Origin of the sequence: Streptomyces thermocarboxydovorans, from assembly GCF_039524635.1 — a bacterium.
GTDB lineage: Bacteria > Actinomycetota > Actinomycetes > Streptomycetales > Streptomycetaceae > Streptomyces > Streptomyces thermocarboxydovorans.
The window spans coordinates 1-21,428 of the sequence record NZ_BAAAGU010000020.1 but is presented as its reverse complement, the minus strand read 5'-3'; the positions used below and the strand labels follow the sequence as shown (position 1 = coordinate 21,428).

The 21,428-nt window shown below is 72.6% G+C and carries 16 protein-coding genes and 1 rRNA gene; 8 read left to right on the top strand and 9 right to left on the bottom strand.

The features are described from left to right. Positions 1–438: 438 nt before the first annotated feature. Positions 439–909 carry an Rv3235 family protein gene (locus tag ABD198_RS11600; protein WP_425580455.1) on the top strand — a complete coding sequence of 157 codons (471 nt, stop codon included), beginning with the start codon at positions 439–441 and terminating at the stop codon, positions 907–909. Positions 910–1,050: 141 nt separating this feature from the next. Here the strand turns inward: ABD198_RS11600 and secA are convergent, their stop codons facing one another. After that, positions 1,051–3,891, bottom strand: coding sequence for a preprotein translocase subunit SecA (gene secA, locus ABD198_RS11595; protein ID WP_344000065.1), 2,841 nt, complete (start codon positions 3,889–3,891; stop codon positions 1,051–1,053). A gap of 400 nt (positions 3,892–4,291) precedes the next feature. Between secA and ABD198_RS11590 the strand changes: the two genes are divergently transcribed. After that, positions 4,292–4,861, top strand: a complete 570-nt coding sequence (locus tag ABD198_RS11590) for a GNAT family N-acetyltransferase (protein ID WP_344000063.1) — start codon at positions 4,292–4,294, stop codon at positions 4,859–4,861. Between the two features lie 95 nt (positions 4,862–4,956). Then, the gene (locus ABD198_RS11585; RefSeq protein WP_344000060.1) at positions 4,957–6,141 is read left to right on the top strand and encodes a winged helix-turn-helix domain-containing protein; all 1,185 of its coding nucleotides are present in this window, start codon (positions 4,957–4,959) and stop codon (positions 6,139–6,141) included. 83 nt (positions 6,142–6,224) lie between these two features. Here the strand turns inward: ABD198_RS11585 and ABD198_RS11580 are convergent, their stop codons facing one another. From ABD198_RS11580 to mtnA, 7 genes are all read right to left on the bottom strand, one after another. Then, complete coding sequence (locus ABD198_RS11580; protein ID WP_167998561.1) at positions 6,225–6,971, bottom strand: response regulator; 747 nt, start codon at positions 6,969–6,971, stop codon at positions 6,225–6,227. A gap of 202 nt (positions 6,972–7,173) precedes the next feature. Then, the gene (gene hpf / locus ABD198_RS11575) at positions 7,174–7,866 is read right to left on the bottom strand and encodes a ribosome hibernation-promoting factor, HPF/YfiA family (RefSeq protein ID WP_344000058.1); all 693 of its coding nucleotides are present in this window, start codon (positions 7,864–7,866) and stop codon (positions 7,174–7,176) included. A gap of 309 nt (positions 7,867–8,175) precedes the next feature. Then, entirely contained in the window at positions 8,176–9,048 is an 873-nt protein-coding gene (locus tag ABD198_RS11570) for a ComF family protein (protein ID WP_344000056.1), read from the bottom strand. A gap of 259 nt (positions 9,049–9,307) precedes the next feature. Continuing rightward, a complete protein-coding gene (locus ABD198_RS11565; RefSeq protein WP_425580454.1) occupies positions 9,308–11,152 on the bottom strand; it encodes an LpqB family beta-propeller domain-containing protein in 1,845 nt (614 codons plus the stop codon). Continuing rightward, positions 11,142–13,394 carry an MtrAB system histidine kinase MtrB gene (gene mtrB, locus ABD198_RS11560; RefSeq protein WP_344000055.1) on the bottom strand — a complete coding sequence of 751 codons (2,253 nt, stop codon included), beginning with the start codon at positions 13,392–13,394 and terminating at the stop codon, positions 11,142–11,144. The genes ABD198_RS11565 and mtrB overlap by 11 nt, the downstream gene beginning before the upstream one ends. 1 nt (position 13,395) lies before the next feature. Further along, entirely contained in the window at positions 13,396–14,085 is a 690-nt protein-coding gene (gene mtrA, locus ABD198_RS11555; protein WP_003975799.1) for a two-component system response regulator MtrA, read from the bottom strand. 134 nt (positions 14,086–14,219) lie between these two features. After that, positions 14,220–15,368, bottom strand: a complete 1,149-nt coding sequence (mtnA, locus tag ABD198_RS11550) for an S-methyl-5-thioribose-1-phosphate isomerase (protein WP_344000052.1) — start codon at positions 15,366–15,368, stop codon at positions 14,220–14,222. A gap of 140 nt (positions 15,369–15,508) precedes the next feature. On the opposite strand from mtnA, the gene ABD198_RS11545 reads away from it, so the two are divergent. From ABD198_RS11545 to ABD198_RS11525, 5 genes are read left to right on the top strand one after another with little or no spacing between them, the layout of a single operon-like run. Then, positions 15,509–16,945, top strand: coding sequence for a glycerophosphoryl diester phosphodiesterase membrane domain-containing protein (locus ABD198_RS11545; protein ID WP_344000050.1), 1,437 nt, complete (start codon positions 15,509–15,511; stop codon positions 16,943–16,945). 40 nt (positions 16,946–16,985) lie between these two features. After that, the gene (locus ABD198_RS11540) at positions 16,986–17,705 is read left to right on the top strand and encodes a DUF4129 domain-containing protein (RefSeq protein WP_344000048.1); all 720 of its coding nucleotides are present in this window, start codon (positions 16,986–16,988) and stop codon (positions 17,703–17,705) included. After that, a complete protein-coding gene (locus tag ABD198_RS11535; protein ID WP_344000046.1) occupies positions 17,702–18,898 on the top strand; it encodes a DUF4350 domain-containing protein in 1,197 nt (398 codons plus the stop codon). Before ABD198_RS11540 ends, ABD198_RS11535 begins: the two co-directional genes overlap by 4 nt. Beyond that, a complete protein-coding gene (locus ABD198_RS11530; RefSeq protein WP_344000044.1) occupies positions 18,898–19,887 on the top strand; it encodes an AAA family ATPase in 990 nt (329 codons plus the stop codon). The genes ABD198_RS11535 and ABD198_RS11530 overlap by 1 nt, the downstream gene beginning before the upstream one ends. Further along, positions 19,887–21,197, top strand: coding sequence for a DUF58 domain-containing protein (locus ABD198_RS11525; RefSeq protein ID WP_344000043.1), 1,311 nt, complete (start codon positions 19,887–19,889; stop codon positions 21,195–21,197). Before ABD198_RS11530 ends, ABD198_RS11525 begins: the two co-directional genes overlap by 1 nt. A gap of 126 nt (positions 21,198–21,323) precedes the next feature. On the opposite strand, the gene rrf is transcribed toward ABD198_RS11525, so the two are convergent. Further along, a 5S ribosomal RNA gene (rrf, locus tag ABD198_RS11520) occupies positions 21,324–21,428 on the bottom strand; the annotation flags it as partial.

The following is a 21,428-nucleotide window of genomic DNA, read 5'->3' as shown; positions in this document are numbered from 1 at the left end:
GCGGGCCGTCCCCCTTCGAGTTGCCCTCCACACCCCCGGCCCCGTCCACCGGCGTCCGGCCCTTCACCCACCTCGACCGCTCCCTGTCGCAGCCTCACCCACCCCCAACCACCCGGATAGGTGAATCTCCGGACCCTCCCCAGCCGGCCCACCCCCTCCTTGCCGCCACCACCGCCCGCCCCGTACAAGATCACCGACCACGAAAGTTACCGCCCGGTACCGCCCGGCCTCCCCGGCCGGTCACCACCCCCGGGCCGTCGAACGGGGACCCCCATGAACAAGGTCATGACCAGGGCCCAGTCCAGGGCAGCCGCAACCACTCACCCCACTGGCACCACCGCCGCTGCAGCCCGCCCCACAGGCACGACACCGCCCCGCGTCCCCACCGGCCGGCCTCCGGCCACCGCCCCCGCCGGCGGCCGCGGACGTCCCGGCGCGATGGCCGGCTCCACCCGCCCCGGCGACAACCGACCGCCGTCCTACCGCACCCGGACCCCCGCCCAGCGCACCCGCCGCTCGACCGCACGAGTCCCGGCCCCCCGCATCGGAACGGCCACGCTCACCACACCGGCCGGCACTGCCCCGCGCGTCCCCCAGCTCCGCCCCACCGATCACTTCGCCGAGCTCCTCCTCGCCGTGCTCAGCGGCCAGCGCCCCGTGCACGCCATGCTGCGGCACACCGCAGGTCAGGCCTACGACGAGCTGGCACGCCTCGCCGAGCGAGGCCCGCTGCGCACCCGGGGCACGCGGCCCGTCGTGCGGGACATCGGCTGGTTCGTGCCCCGCGAGGGCGCCCTGGAGGTCTTCGCCCGGATCGCCGCGGGCGACAGGCTGCGCGCGCTGGCCTTCCGACTGGAGCAGGGCCGCGACCTGCGCTGGCGCTGCACGGCGGTAGAGGTCGGCGCCTGACCTCCCCTGACTCAACTGAACGGCCCCGAACCCCCGACGGCCTGCCCCCCCTCGGCGCAAACCCGAGGGCCGGGCACCCACACTCGGATGCCCGGCCCTGGGCCTACTGCTCGACACACTCCCCTGACCGGGAAGCCGCGCTCACTTCTTGCGCCGACGCCCACCCCGCGCCTGCTTGCGCCGCTCGGCGCGAGTAAGCCCGTCGGCAGGCGAACGCACCGGCTCCCCGTCCGTCGGGAAGTCGCCCTCGATCGTGCCGCCCTCGCCGTCCACCGTCGGCGCGACGAAGTGCAGGTTCCGCCGCTGCGGCGCCTCCAGGCCCTTGGCCCGGATCTCGGGGCGCGCCCCGGCCTGCGCGGGCACCGCGTCCTGCTTCTCCAGCGACGGCGCGGCCTCCTCGACGGGGACCTCCTCGACCTGCTGCTCGACCTGGACCTCCAGGTTGAACAGGTAGCCGACGGACTCCTCCTTGATGCCTTCCATCATGGCGGTGAACATGTCGAAGCCCTCGCGCTGGTACTCGACCAGCGGGTCCTTCTGCGCCATGGCGCGCAGGCCGATGCCCTCCTGGAGGTAGTCCATCTCGTAGAGGTGCTCGCGCCACTTGCGGTCCAGCACCGACAGCACGACCCGGCGCTCCAGCTCACGCATGATCTCGGAACCGAGCTGCTCCTCGCGCTTGGCGTACTGCTCCCGGATGTCGTCCTTGATGGACTCGGCGATGTACTCGGCGGTCAGCCCGGCCCGGTCGCCGGCGGCCTCCTCCAGCTCCTCGATGGTGACCTGGCACGGGTAGAGCTGCTTGAAGGCCTTCCACAGCCGGTCCAGGTCCCAGTCCTCGGGGAAGCCCTCGGCGGTCTCGGCCTGCACATAGGCGTCGATGGTGTCGTCCATGAAGTGCTGGATCTGCTCGTGCAGGTCCTCGCCCTCCAGGACGCGGCGCCGCTCGCCGTAGATGACCTCGCGCTGCCGGTTGAGCACCTCGTCGTACTTCAGGACGTTTTTCCGCGTCTCGAAGTTCTGCTGCTCGACCTGCGACTGGGCCGAGGCGATGGCGCGGGTGACCATCTTGTTCTCGATCGGCACGTCGTCCGGGACGTTCGCCATGGACATCACGCGCTCGACCATCTGCGCCTTGAACAGCCGCATCAGGTCGTCGCCGAGCGAGAGGTAGAAGCGGGACTCGCCCGGGTCGCCCTGACGGCCGGAACGACCGCGCAGCTGGTTGTCGATGCGCCGCGACTCGTGCCGTTCGGTGCCCAGCACGTAGAGGCCGCCGAGCCGCTCGACCTCCTCCTTCTCGGCCTTGACCGCCGCCTCGGCCCGCTTGAGCGCCTCGGGCAGGGCCGCCGCCCACTCCTCGATGTGCTCCTCGGGGTCGAGGCCGCGCTGCCGCAGCTCCGCCTCGGCGAGGTCCTCGGGGTTGCCGCCGAGCTTGATGTCCGTACCACGCCCGGCCATGTTGGTGGCCACCGTCACGGCACCCTTGCGGCCGGCCTGGGCGACGATCTGCGCCTCACGGTCGTGCTGCTTGGCGTTGAGCACCTCGTGCTGGATGCCGCGCTTGCTGAGCTGCTGGGAGAGGTACTCGGACTTCTCCACCGAGGTGGTGCCGACGAGGATCGGCTGGCCCTTGCGGTGCTTCTCCTCGATGTCGTCGACGACCGCCTCGAACTTGGCGACCTCGGTGCGGTAGATCAGGTCCGGCTGGTCCTTGCGGATCATCGGCCGGTTGGTCGGGATGGGCACCACGCCGAGCTTGTAGATCTGGTGGAACTCGGCCGCCTCGGTCATAGCCGTACCGGTCATGCCGCACAGACCCGGCAGCTCCTTGCCGTCGTGGTCGTGCCGCTTGTAGAGGCGGAAGAAGTTCTGCAGCGTGATCGTGGCGAGCGTCTGGTTCTCGTCCTTGATCGGCACGCCTTCCTTCGCCTCGATGGCCTGGTGCATGCCCTCGTTGTAGCGGCGGCCGGCGAGGATACGGCCGGTGTGCTCGTCGACGATCATGACTTCGTCGTCGATGATGACGTAGTCCTTGTCGCGCTTGAAGAGCTCCTTGGCCTTGATGGCGTTGTTCAGGTAGCCCACGAGCGGGGTGTTCACCGACTCGTAGAGGTTGTCGATGCCCAGCCAGTCCTCGACCTTCTGGACACCGGACTCGTGGATGGCGACGGTGCGCTTCTTCTCGTCGACGTCGTAGTCGCCGGTCTCCTCGATGCCCTTGAGCGGCTGACCGGGCTCACCGCGCTTGAGGCGCTTGACCAGCTTGGCGAAGTCCGCGTACCACTTGGTGGCCTGGTCGGCCGGGCCGGAGATGATCAGCGGCGTACGGGCCTCGTCGATGAGGATGGAGTCGACCTCGTCGACGATGGCGAAGTTGTGCCCGCGCTGGACGAGTTCCTCCTTGGACCACGCCATGTTGTCGCGCAGGTAGTCGAAGCCGAACTCGTTGTTGGTGCCGTAGGTGATGTCGCAGGCGTACTGCTCGCGGCGCTGGGCCGGCGTCATGTTGGCCAGGATGCAGCCGACGTTCAGACCCAGGAACTTGTGGACGCGGCCCATCATCTCGGAGTCGCGCTCGGCCAGGTAGTCGTTGACCGTGACGATGTGGACGCCCTCGCCGGACAGGGCGTTGAGATACGCGGGCAGGGTGCCGACCAGCGTCTTGCCCTCACCGGTCTTCATCTCGGCCACGTACCCCATGTGCAGCGCGGCGCCGCCCATCATCTGCACGTCGTAGTGACGCTGGCCGAGGACGCGCTTGGCGGCCTCGCGGACGGTGGCGAACGCCTCGGGCAGCAGGTCGTCCAAGCTCTCACCGTCGGCGTAGCGCTGCTTGTACTCATCGGTGAGGGCCCGCAGCTCGGCGTCGGAGAGGTCGACGAAGTCCTCTTCGATGGAGTTGACCTGGTCCGCGATGCGGTGCAGCTTGCGCAGGATCTTGCCTTCGCCTGCACGCATGATCTTCGAGAGGACGGACACGGGGGTTGGTCTCCTTGCCGGTCGGGCCTGGGACGGTCGGTTTCCGTTTCAGTGACTGAGCAACGGCCATCGTATGCGAGGACCCCGCCACGCCGGGAGGCCTGCCGCGTCGGCGGTCCTCGGTGCTCGTCACATGTAGGTCATTGGTCGGACGGTGTAGGTCATTGGTCGGACGGCTGCTTCACGGTGGACAACGTCCGAGCGTCCCGGAAAGTGCCGCACCGCCCCCATGAATGACGCGAAGGGTGACGCGCGCCTCACCCAGGGCGAACGTTCCCCGTGGCGGACTCCGCCCATGGCGAACGCGCCTTGGGAACTCTGCCCACGGCGAACATCTCCCAAGGGGCTCCCCCGGCGAAAGGAATGGCGGCGCTCACCGGCCGGGGAGGAGAATCGGCCGATGGAACCCGTCACGCTCACCACGGACCGTCTGGTGCTGCGCACCGTGGGCCCGCAGGACACCGACGCCGTCTACGCGGCTTGTCAGGACCCCGACATCCAGCGCTGGACCACGATCCCCTCCCCGTACCTGCCCGAGCACGCGCGGGGCTTCACCGAGCAGCTGGCCCCGGACGGCTGGGCGAACGGATCGATGTTCACCTTCGGTGTCTTCCTGACCACGGGGGAGCTGGCCGGCATGCTCGGCATCACCTCGCGCTTCCTCGGGGTGGGCGAGATCGGCTTCTGGGCCGCCAAGGAGCACCGCGGCAACGGCTACATCACCGAGGCCGCCGTCGCCGCCGCCCGCTGGGCCTTCACCCGGATCTCCATGGACCGGCTGGAGTGGCGCGCCGAGGTCGGCAACCTGGCCTCCCGCGCGGTGGCCGAACGCGCGGGCTTCACCATCGAGGGCACCCTGCGCTCGGCGCTCAACAACAAGGGCGTGCTGCGGGACTGCTGGATCGGCTCCCTGCTGCCCTCCGACCTGGGGCTCACCTCCAGCACCCCCTACGTGCCGGCGCCCCGGTGAGGTACGGGATGCCTGCCCGGTGAAGTACGGGATGCCTGCCCGGTGAGGTCCGGGCCGGGGCCGGTTGTCAGTGGCTAGCTCTATCGTGCGGACGTATGACTCTCGTGCGTCCCACCACGGAACTCTCGGCGGACGAAGCCCGCCGCATCGCCCTGCGGGCCCAGGGACTGCTCGGCGCCCCCGACCGCCGCGCGGGCGTCCGCGGGGTGCTGCGCTCGCTGGGCGCGGTGCAGCTCGACACCATCTCCGTCCTGGCCCGCTCCCACGAGCTGATCCCCTACGCCCGCCTGGGCGCCGTGGGCCGCAGGACGGTGGAGGAGGCGTACTGGGCGTCCGGCTCCGAGCCGCCGCACGCCTTCGAGTACTGGTCGCACGCCGCGTGCATCCTGCCCGTGGAGGAGTGGCCGCACTTCGCCTTCCGCCGCCGCGCCTACCGCAGCCGCCCGCACTGGAACCACGAGCTGCCGGACGGCACCTACGAGCAGGTGATCAAGCAGCTGCGCGCGGAAGGCCCGCTGACCGCCACGGAGTTGGGCGGCGCCAAGCGCACCAGCGAGTGGTGGGACTGGTCCGGCGCCAAGGTCGCCGTGGAGCGGGCGCTGATGTACGGGGAGGTGGTGTGCGTCGAGCGCCGCGGCTGGAAGCGGGTCTACGACCTGGCCGAGCGGGCCATCCCGGACGCGCTGCTGCACGACGAGCTGGACGACACCGAGTGCCTGCGCCGCCTGGTCCGGCTGGCCGGAAGGTCCCTGGGCGTGGGCACCCGCGCGGACATCGCCGACTACCACCGCCTCAAGGGCGAGCAGGTCGACGCGGTGATCGCCGACTCGGGTCTGGTGCCGGTGACGGTCGAGGGCTGGGGCAAGCCGGCCTGGGCCGATCCGGAGGCCCTGGCGACCCCGCCGCGGGGGCGTCACCGTACGACGCTGCTGTCGCCGTTCGACTCGCTGATCTGGGACCGGGCGCGCACCGAGCGGATCTTCGGCTTCACCCACCGCCTGGAGGCCTATGTGCCCAAGCCGAAGCGGGTGTACGGCTACTTCGCGATGCCGGTGCTCGCCGGCGGTCGTCTGGTCGGCCGGGTCGATCCGGCCCGCGAGGGCCGCACGCTGGTGGCCCGGCAGGTGAGCCTGGAGAACCGCAAGACGGTCCCGGCGGTGGCGCAGGCGCTGGTGGAGGCGGCGAGCTGGGTGGACTGCACCCATGTGCGGGTGGAGCGCGTCGAGGCGCCGGAGCTGCGCGAGCCCCTGGTGCTCGAACTGGCCCGCGCGCTCGGCTGACCCGGCGCCCGGCAGTGACCGGGCTCGCCAGAGCTGGGCTCGGCAGAGGCTGGGCCCGGCAGAGGCTGGGCCCGGCCGGTGCCTCAGCGGATCTCGAGGATCTTCTCCCGCATCGCGTAGACCACGGCCTCCATCCGGGAGTGCAGCTGCAGCTTCTCCAGGATGTTGCGGACGTGGTTCTTCACGGTGTTCTCGGAGATGAACAACTCCTTGGCGATGTCCCGGTTGTTCATTCCGGTGGCGACGAGCTTGAGCACTTCCAGTTCCCGGTCGGTCAGCCGGGGCGCCGGCACCAGCCTGCGCTCGTCGGTGCGCTGGATCATCGACTTGAACTCGGTGAGGAGTTTGGAGGCCATCGAGGGGCTGATCTGCGACTGGCCGTCGGCGACCGCGCGAATGGCGGTGGCCACCTCGTCGGTGGAGATCTCCTTGAGCAGATAGCCGGTCGCGCCCGCCTTGATGGCGTCGTAGAGGTCGGCTTCCTCGTCGCTTATCGTCAGCATGATGATCTTGGCGCTGGGCGCGACCTCCTTGATGGAGGTGCAGGCCTCGATCCCGCCCCGCTTCGGCATCCGCACGTCCATGAGGATGATGTCGGGCAGCAGATCGGCGGCCTTCTCCACGGCCTCCGCGCCGTCACCGGCCTCGCCGACGACCTGGATGTCCTCTTCGGCGGCGAGCACGATCTCGAGGCCGCGGCGGAACAGCGCGTGGTCGTCGACCACCAGGACTCTGATCGGCTCCTTGCGTGGTGAGCCCGCGTCGGGGCCCGTGCCGACGACGCCGTCGCCGGCGTCCTCGTCACGCATCGGTCCGAAGCTGTCCGCCATCGTTCCTCCCCCTGACGGCTTGGCCTGTGGTGCTGAGCCATCGCCAACCCAAGGCAACGGCCCACCGTTTGAGCCGTTGCAGCCATGATTCCATGCCCGGAGGACACCGGGCGCCGGCATGCGGTGCGAAGGGGTCGCACACCGGTGCCCCTGGGGGCGCACACGCGCACCAGGGGCACCGCTCACCTGTCGCCCCGGCAGGTCAGCCGCCGAGAGTTCCGCCCGCCTCGGGGGAATGGGACTCGGTGACCATCGTGTCGGTCCTGAGGTGGATCACGCCGTAGTCGTAGGCGTGGCGCCGGTAGACGACGGAGGGTTCCTTCGTCTCGGAGTCGACGAAGAGGTAGAAGTCGTGCCCGACCAGCTCCATCTCGTAGAGAGCCTGGTCGAGGGTCATGGGGGCGGCGACGTGGGTCTTCTCGCGGACGACGAGGGGGCCGTCTCCCTGCACCTCCAGCGAGCCGATCTTCTTCGTGGGAACGGCCTCGGGTTCCTCCTTGGGGGCGGTCGCGCCCGTGCCGTTGAGTGTCGCCGCGTCCGGGACGTGGGCGGGGACCTCCGCTGCCGAGATCCTGCGCGCCCCGCGCCGCGAGAATCGCTTGTCGTGCTGCTTGCGCAGCCGGGCGTCCAGCTTTTCCGCTGCCAGGTCGAGCGCCGCGTACGGGTCGCTCGCCGCCGCCTCCGCCCGGATCACCGGACCGCGGGAGCGGAGGGTGATCTCCACTCGGTCGCAGCGGTCGGCCTGTCGGGGGTTGGGCTCCTTGGACACCTCGACGTCGAGGCTGATCACCTTGCCATCGAGCCTCTGGATCTTGTCCAGCTTCAGCTTCTCGGCCACGTGCTTCCGGAACCGCTCGGGCACCTCGGTCTTGCGGCCCTTGACGACGATGTCCACGCAGAACTCCGTTCCCGGATCGCTCCGCTCCGCTGCGGAGCGTCTCCCTTTTGCACCAGATTCCGGTCGCCCCGGAACCTCGGACTGGGTGACTTCCACCTCCTCCCCCGCGGGCGGGATCTCCACTCCCCCAGCGCGGGTGATTACCGAAAACCCGCGACACGGCATTGGGATTCGTAAGGTGTGGCCTGCGCCTTTCCTTACAACTGAACATATCTCGCCCGGACGGATGTCGTCACCCTCTACTGCGGCGTACCTCCGTTCAGGTGAATTGCCCCTCTCACAACCTGCAACGACGAAAGATCTCAGTCAGTTCCGGTTTAATTCGAAAGCGTCTGGCGAGGCCGCCACGACGGCTGCGCACACCCGTTCGTCGACCATCCGCCGGCTCACCCTCTCCTGAGCTGTCCGGTGGGGTTGTTCTCCTCTCCTTTCCCGTCTCCCACCCCTGTACACGAACGCGGGCGCCGAAATACTCGATCTCTTCCGGACATCCGGCGCCGCCCTGTGCAGCGCCGTCCGCACCGCCCGCGCCGACTCCGCCAGGGACGCCCCCGTGGTCATGACGTCGTCCACCAGCACGACCGGTCCCCCGCCGATCAGCAACAGCTCTCCGCCGGGGGCCACCGTGAGCGCACCCGTGAGATTGGCCAGCCGCTGCGAGGCCGTGAGCCCCGCCTGGTCGGCCACGCCAGGCCGCTGCCGCAGCACGGGCGCCACCCGCGCGGGCAGCCCGTCCCTCCGCAGCACGCCCGCCGCGGCCAGCGCGATGCGCCGCTCGGCGAGGTGCCCGCGCGCCCGCACGGCCCGCCCGGACGACGGCACCGGCACCAGCAGCGGGCCCACCACCGGGCCGCCGGCAACCGGCTGGGCCTGCCGCCGCGTCCGTGCCCGCAACGCGGCCCGCACCGCACCCGCCAGCGCCTCGCCCAGGGGCCGGGCGAGCGCCAGGGCGCCGCGCTCCTTGTGAGCGAGCAGCGTCGCCCGCACCTCGTCGGCGTAGGGCGCCGAGGCGTGCACGACGGGCAGCCCGGGTGGCTCCGGTTCCGGGCGCACCCGGCGGGGAGGCGACCCGCCCAGCGCGGCGCGGCACCGGTCACAGAGCACCGCGCGGGCCCTGCCGCAACCGCCGCACTCGGTCGGGAGCACCAGGTCGGTGAGGTCCTGCCACCAGCCCCGCATGGCCCCACTGTGCCAACGCCCACCGCACCCGGCCACCCCTGTGGAAAACTCCGCCCGGCCCACGCCGAGACGGACGGGCGGGCGCCGCCGGGCAGCGGGCATCACCCGCCGGCAGGCGGACGCGTCCCCCCGTCAGACGGGCATCGCCCCGGACGGGCAGATGGCCACCGGTCAGGCCGGCATCACCCCGCGGACAGGCAGACGCACCCAGTTGGACGGGCATCACCCCGGACCGGCCGGCGCCCCCGTCAGGCAGGCCTCACCCCGGATAGGCCGGCGCGGAGCCCTGGGTCACCTTCTGCCACTGGGCCCCCGACGGGAGCCGCACGATCCCGTCGACCGAGTGGGCCACCAGGGGTACCTGGTCGTCCGCGGAGGCGGTGACGTCCTTGACGCCGGTGAGGGCGGCGGGGGGCGGGATGTCCGGGGTGGAGCCGTCGGCGTCCACATAGCGCATCTGCTCGACGCCGCCCTCCTCGCGTCCGACCACCACCAGCCGGCTGTCGCCGGTCCACGACATCGCGGTGACCTGCTCCAACTCGGGCGCCGGGGAGCGCAGTTCCAGCACCGTGACCGTGGGCCGCTCGTCGGTCCGCTCCTGCGGCCTGCTGCGTTCGATCCGTCCGATCAGCAGGGAGCGCTGGTCGCCCTTCTCCACCACCAGCGCGATCCGCACCCCGTCGGCGGCCACCCGGACGGACTGGATGCGACCGTCGAGGCCCGGCGTGCGCACCTCGAGCGGCTCGCCGCGGCCCTTCTCCAGCACGTACAGGCCCGGCCGCTCCGGGTCCCGGTCGGCCACCCACAGCCCGCCCTGGGCGTCCCAGCTCGGCGTGGTCAGCCGGTCCTTCTCCGACTTGCCCCGGCTGCGCAGCACGGGCTCGCCGAGCGAACCGCCCGACACCATCGCCCCCACATACAGCGACCGGCCGTCGATGGTGACCCCGGCCGCGGTGCGCTCGTCACGGGCGACCGCCACCGACCGCAGCGCCCGCTCGCCCTCGCCCAGCGCGCCGGGCACCGGCTCGGGGTCGGCCTCGGGGTCGCTGGCTGATATCCGCGCCAGCTTGCGGTCCTTGTCGAGGTAGTACAGGTACTCGGGGGGCCGCTGCGAGCCGCGCACGGCGACGCTCTCCGCGCCGTCCTGGGTGAGCGAGCACAGCTGCTTGTTGCCGGCCCGCAGATCGACCTCCTCCACGACCGGGCTGAGGTTGCGCAGCGTGAACAGCAGCTGGGCGGCCATCTCCTCGCAGCGGTTGAGGCCGGCCCCAGCCGCCCGGTCGTTGAGCGGCACGGTCAGCTTGCCCCGCTCGTCCGGGGTGAGCGCGCCGGCGTCCTTCGCCAGCGCCGTCCCCGTCGGGAAGCCCGACCTGACCACGTGCTTCAGCCAGGTGCTGGGCCCCTCCAGCAGCGAGCGCACCATCTGGGTGGTCGGGTCGACGTGGCTGCGGACGTAGACGGGGTCGGCTACGGCCATCGGGGGCGTGCCGGGCGCGGGGTCCGCGGTGTTCGAGGCGAAGTAGTACTTGTTGACGGACATGAAGTTGCGCTCGAAGTCCGACTTGCCCATCACGATGCCCTGCGGCACCCCGTCGATGCGCCACTGGCGGTTCTCGGTGTCCCGGGTGAGGTGCAGCAGCTGGTCGTACCCCCCGGTGGTGGGCGCGTAGGCGCGCTGGGCGTCAACCGTGGCGACCCGGGTGCCGGTGAGCCGGAAGGACCGCACATCGGAGGCGGAGTCGTCGCGCACGGGGCGGTCCTCCCGGGCGTCCGGTCCGTCGGCGAGCACCGTGGTGGACTGCTCCGGCCGCCAGGTCCTGGCGGCGTCCGCGGTCAGATACTGGCGAGCGGTCTTGTACTGCGGGTCGTCGCTGGTGAGCGCCTCCAGGAAGCCCTGCACGATCTGTGTGGGCGTGGCGTCCTCGCTCGGCGGGTTGGGGAACACCCGCACCTGGGTGTCCTGGCGGGGGGTGGACTCGACCTCCTGCAGGTCCCCGCTGTCGGGCATGGAGTAGCACCCGGCCAGCAGCATGGCTCCGAGGGCGGCGCCCACCGCTCGCCGCACCGGCCTGGCCCGGCCGGCCCGGATCCGGCTACCGCCCACGTGTCGCCTCCCCTTGCCTGTCCTGTCCGTCGTGCCTGTCCTGTGCCCCGGCGGGTCCCGCCGCGCCGGCCGTGGGTGTCTCGTCCCGGCCGGCTGCGGTCTCCGGGCCGGGGCGGGCTGCGTCCTCCGCGTCCTCCGCCGGCGGCACGGGCACCGGGGGCGTCCCGTCCGCTGTGACGGGTCCCGCCGGCGGCACGGGCACCGGGGGCGTCCCGTCCGCTGTGACGGGTCCCGCGACGGCCGCCACGGTCGGGGCCTGGCTGCGCTGCCGCTCCGCGGTCGCCTGCCGGGCCACCACACGGGTGCCGTTGCCGGGCAGGGCGGTCGGGTCGGCGGTGGGTGCCGCCGTGGCCGGCCGCTGGGCGAGCGGGTCGCGGGAGGAGCGTGCGGTGACGCCCGTGGCCGACTGCTGCGCCGGCACCGTGGCCCGCTTGCCGCCGTCGCCGCCGCCACTGGGCAGCCCGGCGTCGTCGAGGCCGCGGTTGCGGCGGGAGTCCTTGGGCTCCAGGGGTATCGGGGATCCGCGCAGCGGCTCGTCCGCCGTCCTCGGCAGCGTCAGCCGGAACTGCGAGCCGCCGCCCGGCTCGCCCCAGGCCTGCAGCCAGCCGCCGTGCAGCCGGGCGTCCTCCAGGGCGATGGACAGGCCGAGGCCGGTGCCGCCGGTGGTGCGGGCCCGGGCCGGGTCGGCCCGCCAGAAGCGGCTGAAGACCCGCGTCGCCTCGCCCGGCTTGAGTCCCACGCCGTAGTCGCGGACGGCGACCGCCACGGCGCCGCCCGCCGCGGCGAGCTTGACGACGACGTCCTTGCCCTCGCCGTGCTCGACCGCGTTGACGACGAGGTTGCGCAGTATGCGCTCCACGCGCCGCGCGTCCGCCTCCGCCACCACCGGCTGGTGGTCGCCGACGATCTTTATCTGCGTGCCCTTGCGCTCGGCGAGCGGCTCGGCCCCGGTGACCACCCGGCGCACCACGTCGCGCAGGTCTATCGGCTCCGCCTCCAGCGCCGCCGCGCCCGCGTCGAAGCGGCTGATCTCCAGCAGGTCGGCGAGCAGCGACTCGAACCGGTCCAGCTGGTCGGCGAGCAGTTCGGCCGAGCGGGCGGTGACCGGGTCGAAGTTCTCGCGCGCCTCGTGGATGACGTCCGCGGCCATCCGCACCGTGGTCAGCGGGGTGCGCAGCTCGTGCGAGACGTCGGAGACGAAGCGGCGCTGCATCCGCGACAGGTCCTCGAGCTGGCTGATCTTCAGCTGGAGGTTCTGCGCCATCTTGTTGAAGGCCTCGCCGAGCCGTGCGATGTCGTCCTCGCCGGTGACCTTCATCCGTTCCTGCAGCCGCCCGGCGGACAGCCGCTCGGCGATCCCGGCCGCCATCCGCACCGGCGTGACGACCTGCCGCACCACCAGCCAGGCGATGGCCCCGAGCAGCACGACCACGAACAGCCCGGCGGTCGCCAGGGTGCCCTTGACCAGGCTCAGCGTCTTCTCCTCCTGCGTCAGCGGGAAGAGGTAGTAGAGCTGGTAGGGGTTGTTGTGGGGGTCGTTGATCTGCTTGCCGATGACCAGTCCCGGCTGGGACTCGGCCTTCTCGTAGATGATGCGGGTGTAGCTCTGCACGGCCGTGGAGCTGGAGTTGACCCGTTCGCGAAGCTCCTCGGGCACGCTGGCCACGGCGATGACCTGCCCGGTGGCGCGCGGGCCGCGCCCGCCGCCGCTGCCGTCGCCGGCGGGCAGCGTGACCACGTGGAAGGCGCCCTGGCCGCCGCTGGCGAGCGACTCGACGAGGTCGCTCATCCACTGGATGACGCTGGTCGACGGTTTGCCGTCCACGGGCGCGGCGCCGTCGTCGCCGGTGACGCCGGAGGCCTGGTCGGCCTTCTGCTCGGCCACGGCGAACCCGCCGACGGCCTGGCTCTGGGCGGCCTTCACCTTGGCGTCCAGCAGGCCGTTGCGCACCTGCCCGATCACCACGAAGCCGAGCAGCAGCACCACACCCAGCGACATCAGCAGCGTGGTCACGACGACCTTGAGCTGGATGTTGCGCCGCCACAGCCGCATCACGGGCAGCAGCGGCCTGCGCACCCAGCGCATGAACAGCCGGATCACCGGACTGCCCTGGACTCCGCCCTGCAGCAGCCCGCCGTCGAGCAGGGCTGCCCAGCGGGAGCGCGCCGGCTTCCGGCCGACAGGCCGCTCCGGACGGCCCCCGGACCGCCCGGGCGCCGAAGCGGCACTGTCCCGGGACATGTCAGCTCGGTCCTGCCTTGTACCCGACACCACGGACGGTCACCACGATCTCCGGCTTCTCCGGGTCCTTCTCGACCTTGGAGCGCAGCCGCTGCACATGCACGTTCACCAGGCGGGTGTCGGCCGCGTGACGGTAGCCCCAGACCTGCTCGAGCAGCACCTCACGGGTGAACACCTGCCACGGCTTGCGGGCCAGCGCGACCAGCAGGTCGAACTCCAGCGGCGTCAGGGCGATCGACTGCCCGTCCCGCTTCACCGAGTGGCCGGCCACGTCGATCACCAGGTCACCGATGGCGAGCTGCTCCGGTGCCGGCTCCTCCGACCTGCGCAGACGCGCCCGGATGCGGGCGACCAGCTCCTTCGGCTTGAACGGCTTCACGATGTAGTCGTCGGCGCCGGACTCCAGACCCACCACGACGTCGACGGTGTCGCTCTTCGCCGTGAGCATCACGATGGGCACCCCGGACTCGGCCCTGATCAGACGGCACACCTCGATGCCGTCCCGGCCGGGCAGCATCAGGTCCAGCAGCACCAGATCGGGCTTGGTCTCGCGGAAAGCCGCCAGCGCCTTGTCGCCGTCGGCCACGAAAGACGGCTCAAAACCCTCACCACGCAGCACAATGCCGAGCATCTCGGCCAGTGCGGTGTCGTCGTCGACGACGAGGACTCGTCCCTTCATAAACGACATCATCCCATTCTCATAACGGTGGCGAAGGTGCTGGTGAGGCACGTCACTGCACCGTGACGATAGTCGTACGCCACGGTCACTGTCTGCCCCCGGCCGCCGGAGGCCGCCGCCGGCCGGCGAAAACTTCCGGCCGCCGCTCAGCCGGCGGTGGCCGAGCGCGCCTTCGCGCACAGCTCCGCGAGCCCCTCGGCGGTCACGGGCGAGACCACGCCCTCCTCGGTGACGATCGCCGTCACCAGCTCCGGCGGCGTCACGTCGAACGCCGGGTTGTAGGCCTGCGTGCCCAGCGGGGCCACGGGGATCCCGCCGCCCGCCTCCGTGCCGGCCACCGGCACCTGGGGCGCCGTGATCTCGGTGATCTCGTGCCCGGGCCGCTGCTCGACCTCGATGGCCGACCCGTCCGGGGTGTCCGGGTCCACGGTCGTCACCGGCGCCACCACGATGAACGGCACATGGTGGTAGCGGGCCAGCACCGCCAGCGGGTAGCTGCCGACCTTGTTCGCCACCGACCCGTCGGCCGCGATCCGGTCCGCCCCGACCAGCACCGCATCCACCTCGTCCGCCGCGAACAGCGATCCCGCCGCGTTGTCCGTGAGCAGCGTGTACGCCATCCCGCTGCGGGCCGCCTCGTACGCCGTCAGCCGGGCGCCCTGCAGCAGCGGACGCGTCTCGTCCACCCACAGCCGCCGCAGCTGACCCGCCCGGTGCGCGGCCAGCGCCACCGCGAACGCGGTGCCCTCCCCGCCCGACACCAGCGAACCGGTGTTGCAGTGGGTCAGGATGCGGTGCCCGCCGCCGGGAAGCAGCTCGCTGAGCAGCGCCAGGCCGTGCTCGGCCATCCGGGCGCTGGCCTCGGCGTCCTCCTGGTGCAGCCGGCGTGCCGCGGCCAGCGCGGCCCCGGCCGCGGCCCGGGGGTCGCCGGTGCGGGCCAGCTCCTCCTGGTAGGCCGAGTGGGCCCGCCGGACCCCCACCGCCAGGTTCACCGCGGTCGGCCGGGCGCTCTCCAGCGCCGCCGCCGCGTCGTCCACCTCGAAGCCGCGCACGGCGGCGAGCGCCACCCCGTACGCCCCGGCGATGCCGAGCAGGGGTGCCCCGCGCACGGCGAGCGAGCGGATCGCCTCCACCAGCGCCGACGCGTCCGTGCAGACCAGCTCGACCTCCTCGGCCGGCAGCCTGGTCTGGTCGAGGAGGACCAGCACGGGGCCCTCGGGTGGTTCCTCCCAGCGGATCGCCGGGATCTCGGTCGGCCGCTTGGTGTCGCCGCTGTGCGCGTACTGATCAGCCATGCGGCCAGTCTGCCCCCTGAAGGGCGGACAATTGAAGCGGAGCAGCCACTACCTCGCCCGGTCACCCGATGACCACCCCATGGCACGATGGCTGCCAACCTGCCGCCGCGACCGCGGACGGGCACCGTGAAGGAGCGACGATGAACGACACTCCGGGCTGGGCCTCGCCCGGATCCGCCCCGTCCGAGGGGCAGGAGCCCGGCACGTCCGGCCCTGCCGAGCCCGCCGACCGCAACGGCCCCGGTCCCGCCGACCACCGGGACGCCGGCGAGGCCCCCGCCGACCGGCCCGAAGCGCAGCAGCAGCCCGCCGACGGGCCCCAGGCGCAGCAGCAGCCCACCGGCCGGCCCCAGGCGCAGCAGCCCGGCGAGTGGCCGCAGCAGCCGGGAGGGTCCCCGCAGGACGCCCAGCCGGGGCAGACGCCCCAGGGCCCGGGCGTGAAGTGGTCCAAGGAGCAGCCGCCGCCGAGCCAGTGGTCCGCGCCCACCGGCGCACCCGGCCCCCAGGCCGGCCCCGGACAGGCGCCCCCGCCGCCCGCCCCGCACGCTCACCCCGGCTGGGGCGGGGGCTGGGGAGCCGGCTGGGGCGGCCCTCCGCCCGCGGCCAAGCCCGGCATCATCCCGCTCCGCCCGCTCGGCGTGGGCGAGATCCTCGACGGCGCCGTCGCCACCATGCGCACCTACTGGCGCACGGTCCTCGGCATCGCGCTGACCCTCGCGGTGATCACCGAGATCGTGATCCTCCCCGTCCAGCGCCTGGTTCTGGACACCTCCGGCAGCGAGGTGCTGAACGACCCGAGCCCCTCGCCCGGCGAGGCCACCCGCGCCCTGGGCGACCTGCTGCTCGCCAACGGCCTGATCTTCCTGATCACCCTGGTCGGCGTCGTCGCCGCCACCGGCCTGCTCGCCACGGTCACCAGCCGCGCCGTGCTCGGCCGGCCCGTCACCACCGGCGAGGCCTGGCGCGACGCCCGCCCGCAGGTCCTGAGACTGCTCGGCCTGATCGGCGTGCTGCTGCTCATCCCCGCCGTGATCGTCGGCGCCGGCTCGCTGCCCGGCATCCTGGCGGCCGCCGCGGGCGCCACCGGCCCCGGTGTCGCCCTGAGCATCCTGGGCATCATCGGCACCGGCGTCATCGCCCTGTGGCTGATGGTCCGGCTCTCGCTTGCCGCGCCCGCGCTGATGCTGGAGAAGCAGGGCATCACCCGCGCGTTGAAGCGCTCCGCCCGGCTGGTCCACGGCTCCTGGTGGCGGATCTTCGGCATACAGCTGCTCGCCTGGGTCATCGCGAACGTCGTCGCCTCCGTCATCGGCATCCCGTTCACGTTCCTCGCCGCGGCCCTCGGCACCGGCAGCGTCACCGGGTTCCTCGACAACCCCGGCGAGGTCGGCTTGACGTTCCTCGTCATCAACGGCATCGGCGCGGTCATCGGCACCCTGATCATGTTCCCGATCGTGGCCGGCGTCATCGTGCTGCTCTACATCGACCAGCGCATCCGCCGCGAGGCCCTCGACCTCGAACTGGCCCGCGCCGCGGGCGTACCGGGCTACGACTCCGGCGCCACTCCCGGGAGCTGATGCGGTGTTCACCACGGGGGGAGTCGCATCACTGCCGGCCGTGCCCGCCGCCGTCGGGACGGCCCTCGGCTCCGTGCTGCGCGGAGACGAGGAGCCGCCGCTCACCGTCCCGCGCGACCCCGCGCGGGACGCGGCCCGGCGCGAGCTGTCCAAGCGCATGTACCACGAGAACGACCCCAGTTGGTTCCAGCGCGCCCTGGACGCCTTCTGGGAGTGGCTCGACGACCTGCTCTCCAGCGCCTCCTCCGGCACACCCGGCGGCACCTTCGGCCTGATCGTCGTCGTCGTGGCCGTCGTCGCCCTGCTGGCCGCCCTCTGGTGGCGCCTGGGCACGCCCCGCCGCGAACCGGCCTCCGCGCCCGCGCTGTTCGACGACCGCCCCCGCAGCGCCGCCGAGCACCGCGCGGCCGCCGAGGCCCACGCCGCCCAAGGCCACTGGAACCAGGCCGTGCAGGAACGCATGCGGGCCATCGTCCGCTCCCTCGAGGAGCGCGCCCTGCTCGACATCCGCCCCGGCCGCACCGCCGACGAGGCCGCCGCCGAGGCGGGCCGCGCCCTGCCCGCCCACGCCGACGCGCTGCGCACCGCCGCACGGACCTTCGACGACGTGACATACGGCGGCCGCACCGCCACCGAGGACGCGTACCGGCGCATCGCCGCACTCGACCGCGACCTCGAACGCACCAGACCCCTGGCCGGCAGCACGGCCGGCACCACCGACACCCAGGACCGCAACACCCGCCAGGGAGCCGCCGGATGACGACCGAGGTCACGCTCCCGTCCACCTCGGCCTCGCCCGGCGCCCGCCAGGTGTGGACCCGCACGCGCGGCATCGTGCTCGCGCTGGTGGTGCTGCTCGCGGCGGCCGTCGCCATCGCCGTGGTCCGCTCCGACAGCCAGCACGGCGAACTCGACCCGCGCTCCGCCGACCCCAACGGCAGCCGGGCCGTCGCCGAACTTCTCGCCGACCGCGGCGTGGACACCCGCGTGGTCACCACCCTGGACGAGGCAGCCGCGGCGGCCGGCCCCGACACCACCCTCCTGGTCGCCGTCCCCGACCTGCTGACCCCCCGTCAGCAGACCCGGCTGCGCCAGGCGTTGGCCGGATCCGGCGGCCGCACCGTGCTGGTCGCCTCCGGCAGCGCCTCCGTCGAACGGCTCGCCCCCGGCGTCACCGCCGCCCCCGCGACCAGTCTCGACACCACCCTCGAGCCCCGCTGCTCGCTGCCCGCCGCCCGCCGCGCCGGCAGCGCCGACACCGGCGGCGTCCGCTACACCACCTCCCACGTCGGCGCCGACGAGTGCTACCCCAGCGAGCGCCTGGCCACCCTGCTGCGCATCCCCGCCTCCTCCGGCGACGGCGACACCGTCCTCATCGGCGCACCCGACATCCTGCTCAACGACCACCTCGACAAGGGGGGCAACGCCTCCCTCGCCCTCCAACTCCTCGGCTCCCGCCCGCATCTGGTCTGGTACCTCCCCTCGCTCGCCGACAGCTCCGCCACCGAGGAGGAGGAACGCGACTTCTTCGAACTCCTCCCCTCCGGCTGGCTCTGGGGCACCCTGCAGCTGTTCATCGCCGCAGCCCTGGCCGCCCTGTGGCGGGCACGCCGGCTCGGCCCCCTGGTCCCCGAGAAACTCCCCGTCGCGATCCGCGCCTCCGAGACCGTCGAAGGCCGCGCCCGCCTCTACCGCAAGGCGAACGCCCGCGACCGCGCCGCCACCGCTCTTCGCTCCGCCACCCGCACGCGCCTCGCCCCCCTCGTCGGCGTCCCCGTCACCCGGGCGCACACGCCCGAGGCCCTGCTCCCCGCACTGTCCGCCCGCCTCCGCGGCGACGGACAGCAGTCCCTGCACGCCCTCCTCTTCGGCCCGCCACCCGGCGACGACGCAAGCCTGATCCAGCTCGCCGACCGACTCGACGCCCTCGAAAGTGAGGTACGCCGTCCATGATGGACCCGACCACTGACAACGCCGCGCACACCGGGGACCCGGCCGCCGCCCGCGCCTCCCTGGAAGCCCTGCGCGCCGAGATCGGCAAAGCCGTGGTCGGCCAGGACCCCGCCGTCACCGGCCTCGTCGTCGCCCTGCTCTGCCGCGGCCACGTGCTCCTCGAAGGCGTCCCCGGCGTGGCCAAGACCCTGCTGATCCGCGCCCTCGCCGCCACCCTCGAACTCGACACCAAGCGCGTCCAGTTCACCCCCGACCTGATGCCCAGCGACGTCACCGGCTCCCTGGTCTACGACGCCCGCACCGCCGAGTTCTCCTTCCAGCCCGGCCCGGTCTTCACCAACCTGCTCCTCGCCGACGAGATCAACCGCACGCCCCCCAAGACCCAGTCGTCCCTCCTCGAGGCCATGGAGGAACGCCAGGTCACCGTCGACGGCACCCCGCGCCCCCTCCCCGAGCCCTTCCTGGTGGCGGCCACCCAGAACCCCGTCGAGTACGAGGGCACCTACCCCCTGCCCGAGGCCCAGCTGGACCGCTTCCTCCTCAAGCTCACCCTCCCCCTGCCCTCCCGGCAGGAGGAGATCGACGTCCTCACCCGCCACGCCCACGGCTTCAACCCGCGCGACCTGCGCGCCGCCGGCGTGCGCCCCGTCGCGAACGCCGCCGACCTGGAGGCCGCCCGCACCGCCGTCGCCAAGACGACCGTCTCTCCGGAGATCACCGCCTACGTCGTCGACATCTGCCGCGCCACCCGCGAGTCGCCCTCGCTCTCCCTCGGCGTCTCCCCCCGAGGAGCCACCGCTCTCCTCGCCACCGCCCGCGCCTGGGCCTGGCTGACCGGCCGCGACTACGTCATCCCCGACGACGTGAAGGCCCTCGCCCTGCCCACCCTGCGCCACCGGGTCCAGCTCCGCCCCGAGGCCGACATGGAGGGCGTGACCGCCGACGCGGTCATCAACGCCGTCCTGGCCCACGTCCCCGTCCCCCGCTGATGGCACTCACCGGACGCGCCGCCCTCCTCGCGGCCCTCGGCTCCCTCCCCGTCGGCATCTGGGAACCCAGCTGGACGGGCATCCTCGCCGTCAACGGCCCCCTGGCACTTGCCTGCGCCTGCGACTACGCCCTGGCCGCCCCCGTGCGCCGCCTCGGCCTCACCCGCTCCGGCGACACCTCCGCACGCCTGGGCGACCCGGCCGACGTCACCCTCACCATCACCAACCCGTCCCGCCGCCCGCTGCGCGCCCGCGTCCGCGACGCCTGGCCCCCGAGCAGCTGGCAGCCCGGCACGGAACTCACGGCCTCCCGCCACCGCGTGGTCGTCCCGCCCGGCGAACGCCGGCGCATCACCACCCGCCTGCGCCCCACCCGGCGAGGCGACCGCCACGCCGACCGCGTCACCATCCGCTCCTACGGCCCCCTCGGCCTCCTCGCCCGCCAGGGCACCCACAAGGTCCCCTGGACGGTCCGGGTCCTCCCCCCGTTCACCAGCCGCAAGCACCTGCCCAGCAAACTGGCCCGCCTGCGCGAACTCGACGGCCGCACCAGCGTCCTCACCCGAGGCGAGGGCACCGAGTTCGACAGCCTGCGCGACTACGTGCCCGGCGACGACACCCGCTCCATCGACTGGCGCGCCACCGCCCGCCAGACCACCGTCGCCGTCCGCACCTGGCGCCCCGAACGCGACCGCCACATCCTGCTGGTCCTCGACACCGGCCGCACCAGCGCCGGACGGGTCGGCGACATCCCCCGCCTGGACGCCTCCATGGACGCGGCCCTGCTCCTGGCCGCCCTGGCGTCCCGCGCCGGCGACCGCGTCGACCTCCTCGCCTACGACCGCCGTCTGCGCACCCTGGTCCAGGGCCGCACGGCCGGCGATCTCCTCCCGTCCCTGGTCAACGCCATGGCCACGCTCGAGCCCGAACTGGTGGAGACCGACGCCCGCGGCCTCACGGCCACGGCCCTGCGGACCGCGCCCCACCGCTCCCTGATCGTGCTGCTGACCACCCTGGACGCGGCCCCCATCGAGGAGGGCCTGCTCCCTGTACTCGCTCAGCTCACCCAGCGGCACACGGTGCTGCTGGCCTCCGTCGCCGACCCGCACATCGCCGACATGGCCCGGGCACGGGGAACCACCGACGCCGTGTACCAGGCCGCTGCGGCGGCCCACTCCCACGAGGAACGCAACCGCACAGCGGACCATCTCCGCCGACTCGGCGTCACAGTCGTGGATGCGACCCCGGACGAGCTGGCACCGAAGCTGGCGGACGCGTACCTGGCCCTGAAGACGGCCGGCCGGCTGTAGGAACGCTGTAGGAAGAGGGGGCCGGCAGCCGGCCCCCTTGCATCTGTCTGTCGTCTTGCTTCGCTGAACGTACCCTGAAACGCAGAAAACCCCGCACCAGAAGGTGCGGGGTTTCCCGGAAAAATCGTCCGGCGGCGTCCTACTCTCCCACAGAGTCCCCCCTGCAGTACCATCGGCGCTGTAAGGCTTAGCTTCCGGGTTCGGAATGTAACCGGGCGTTTCCCCTACGCT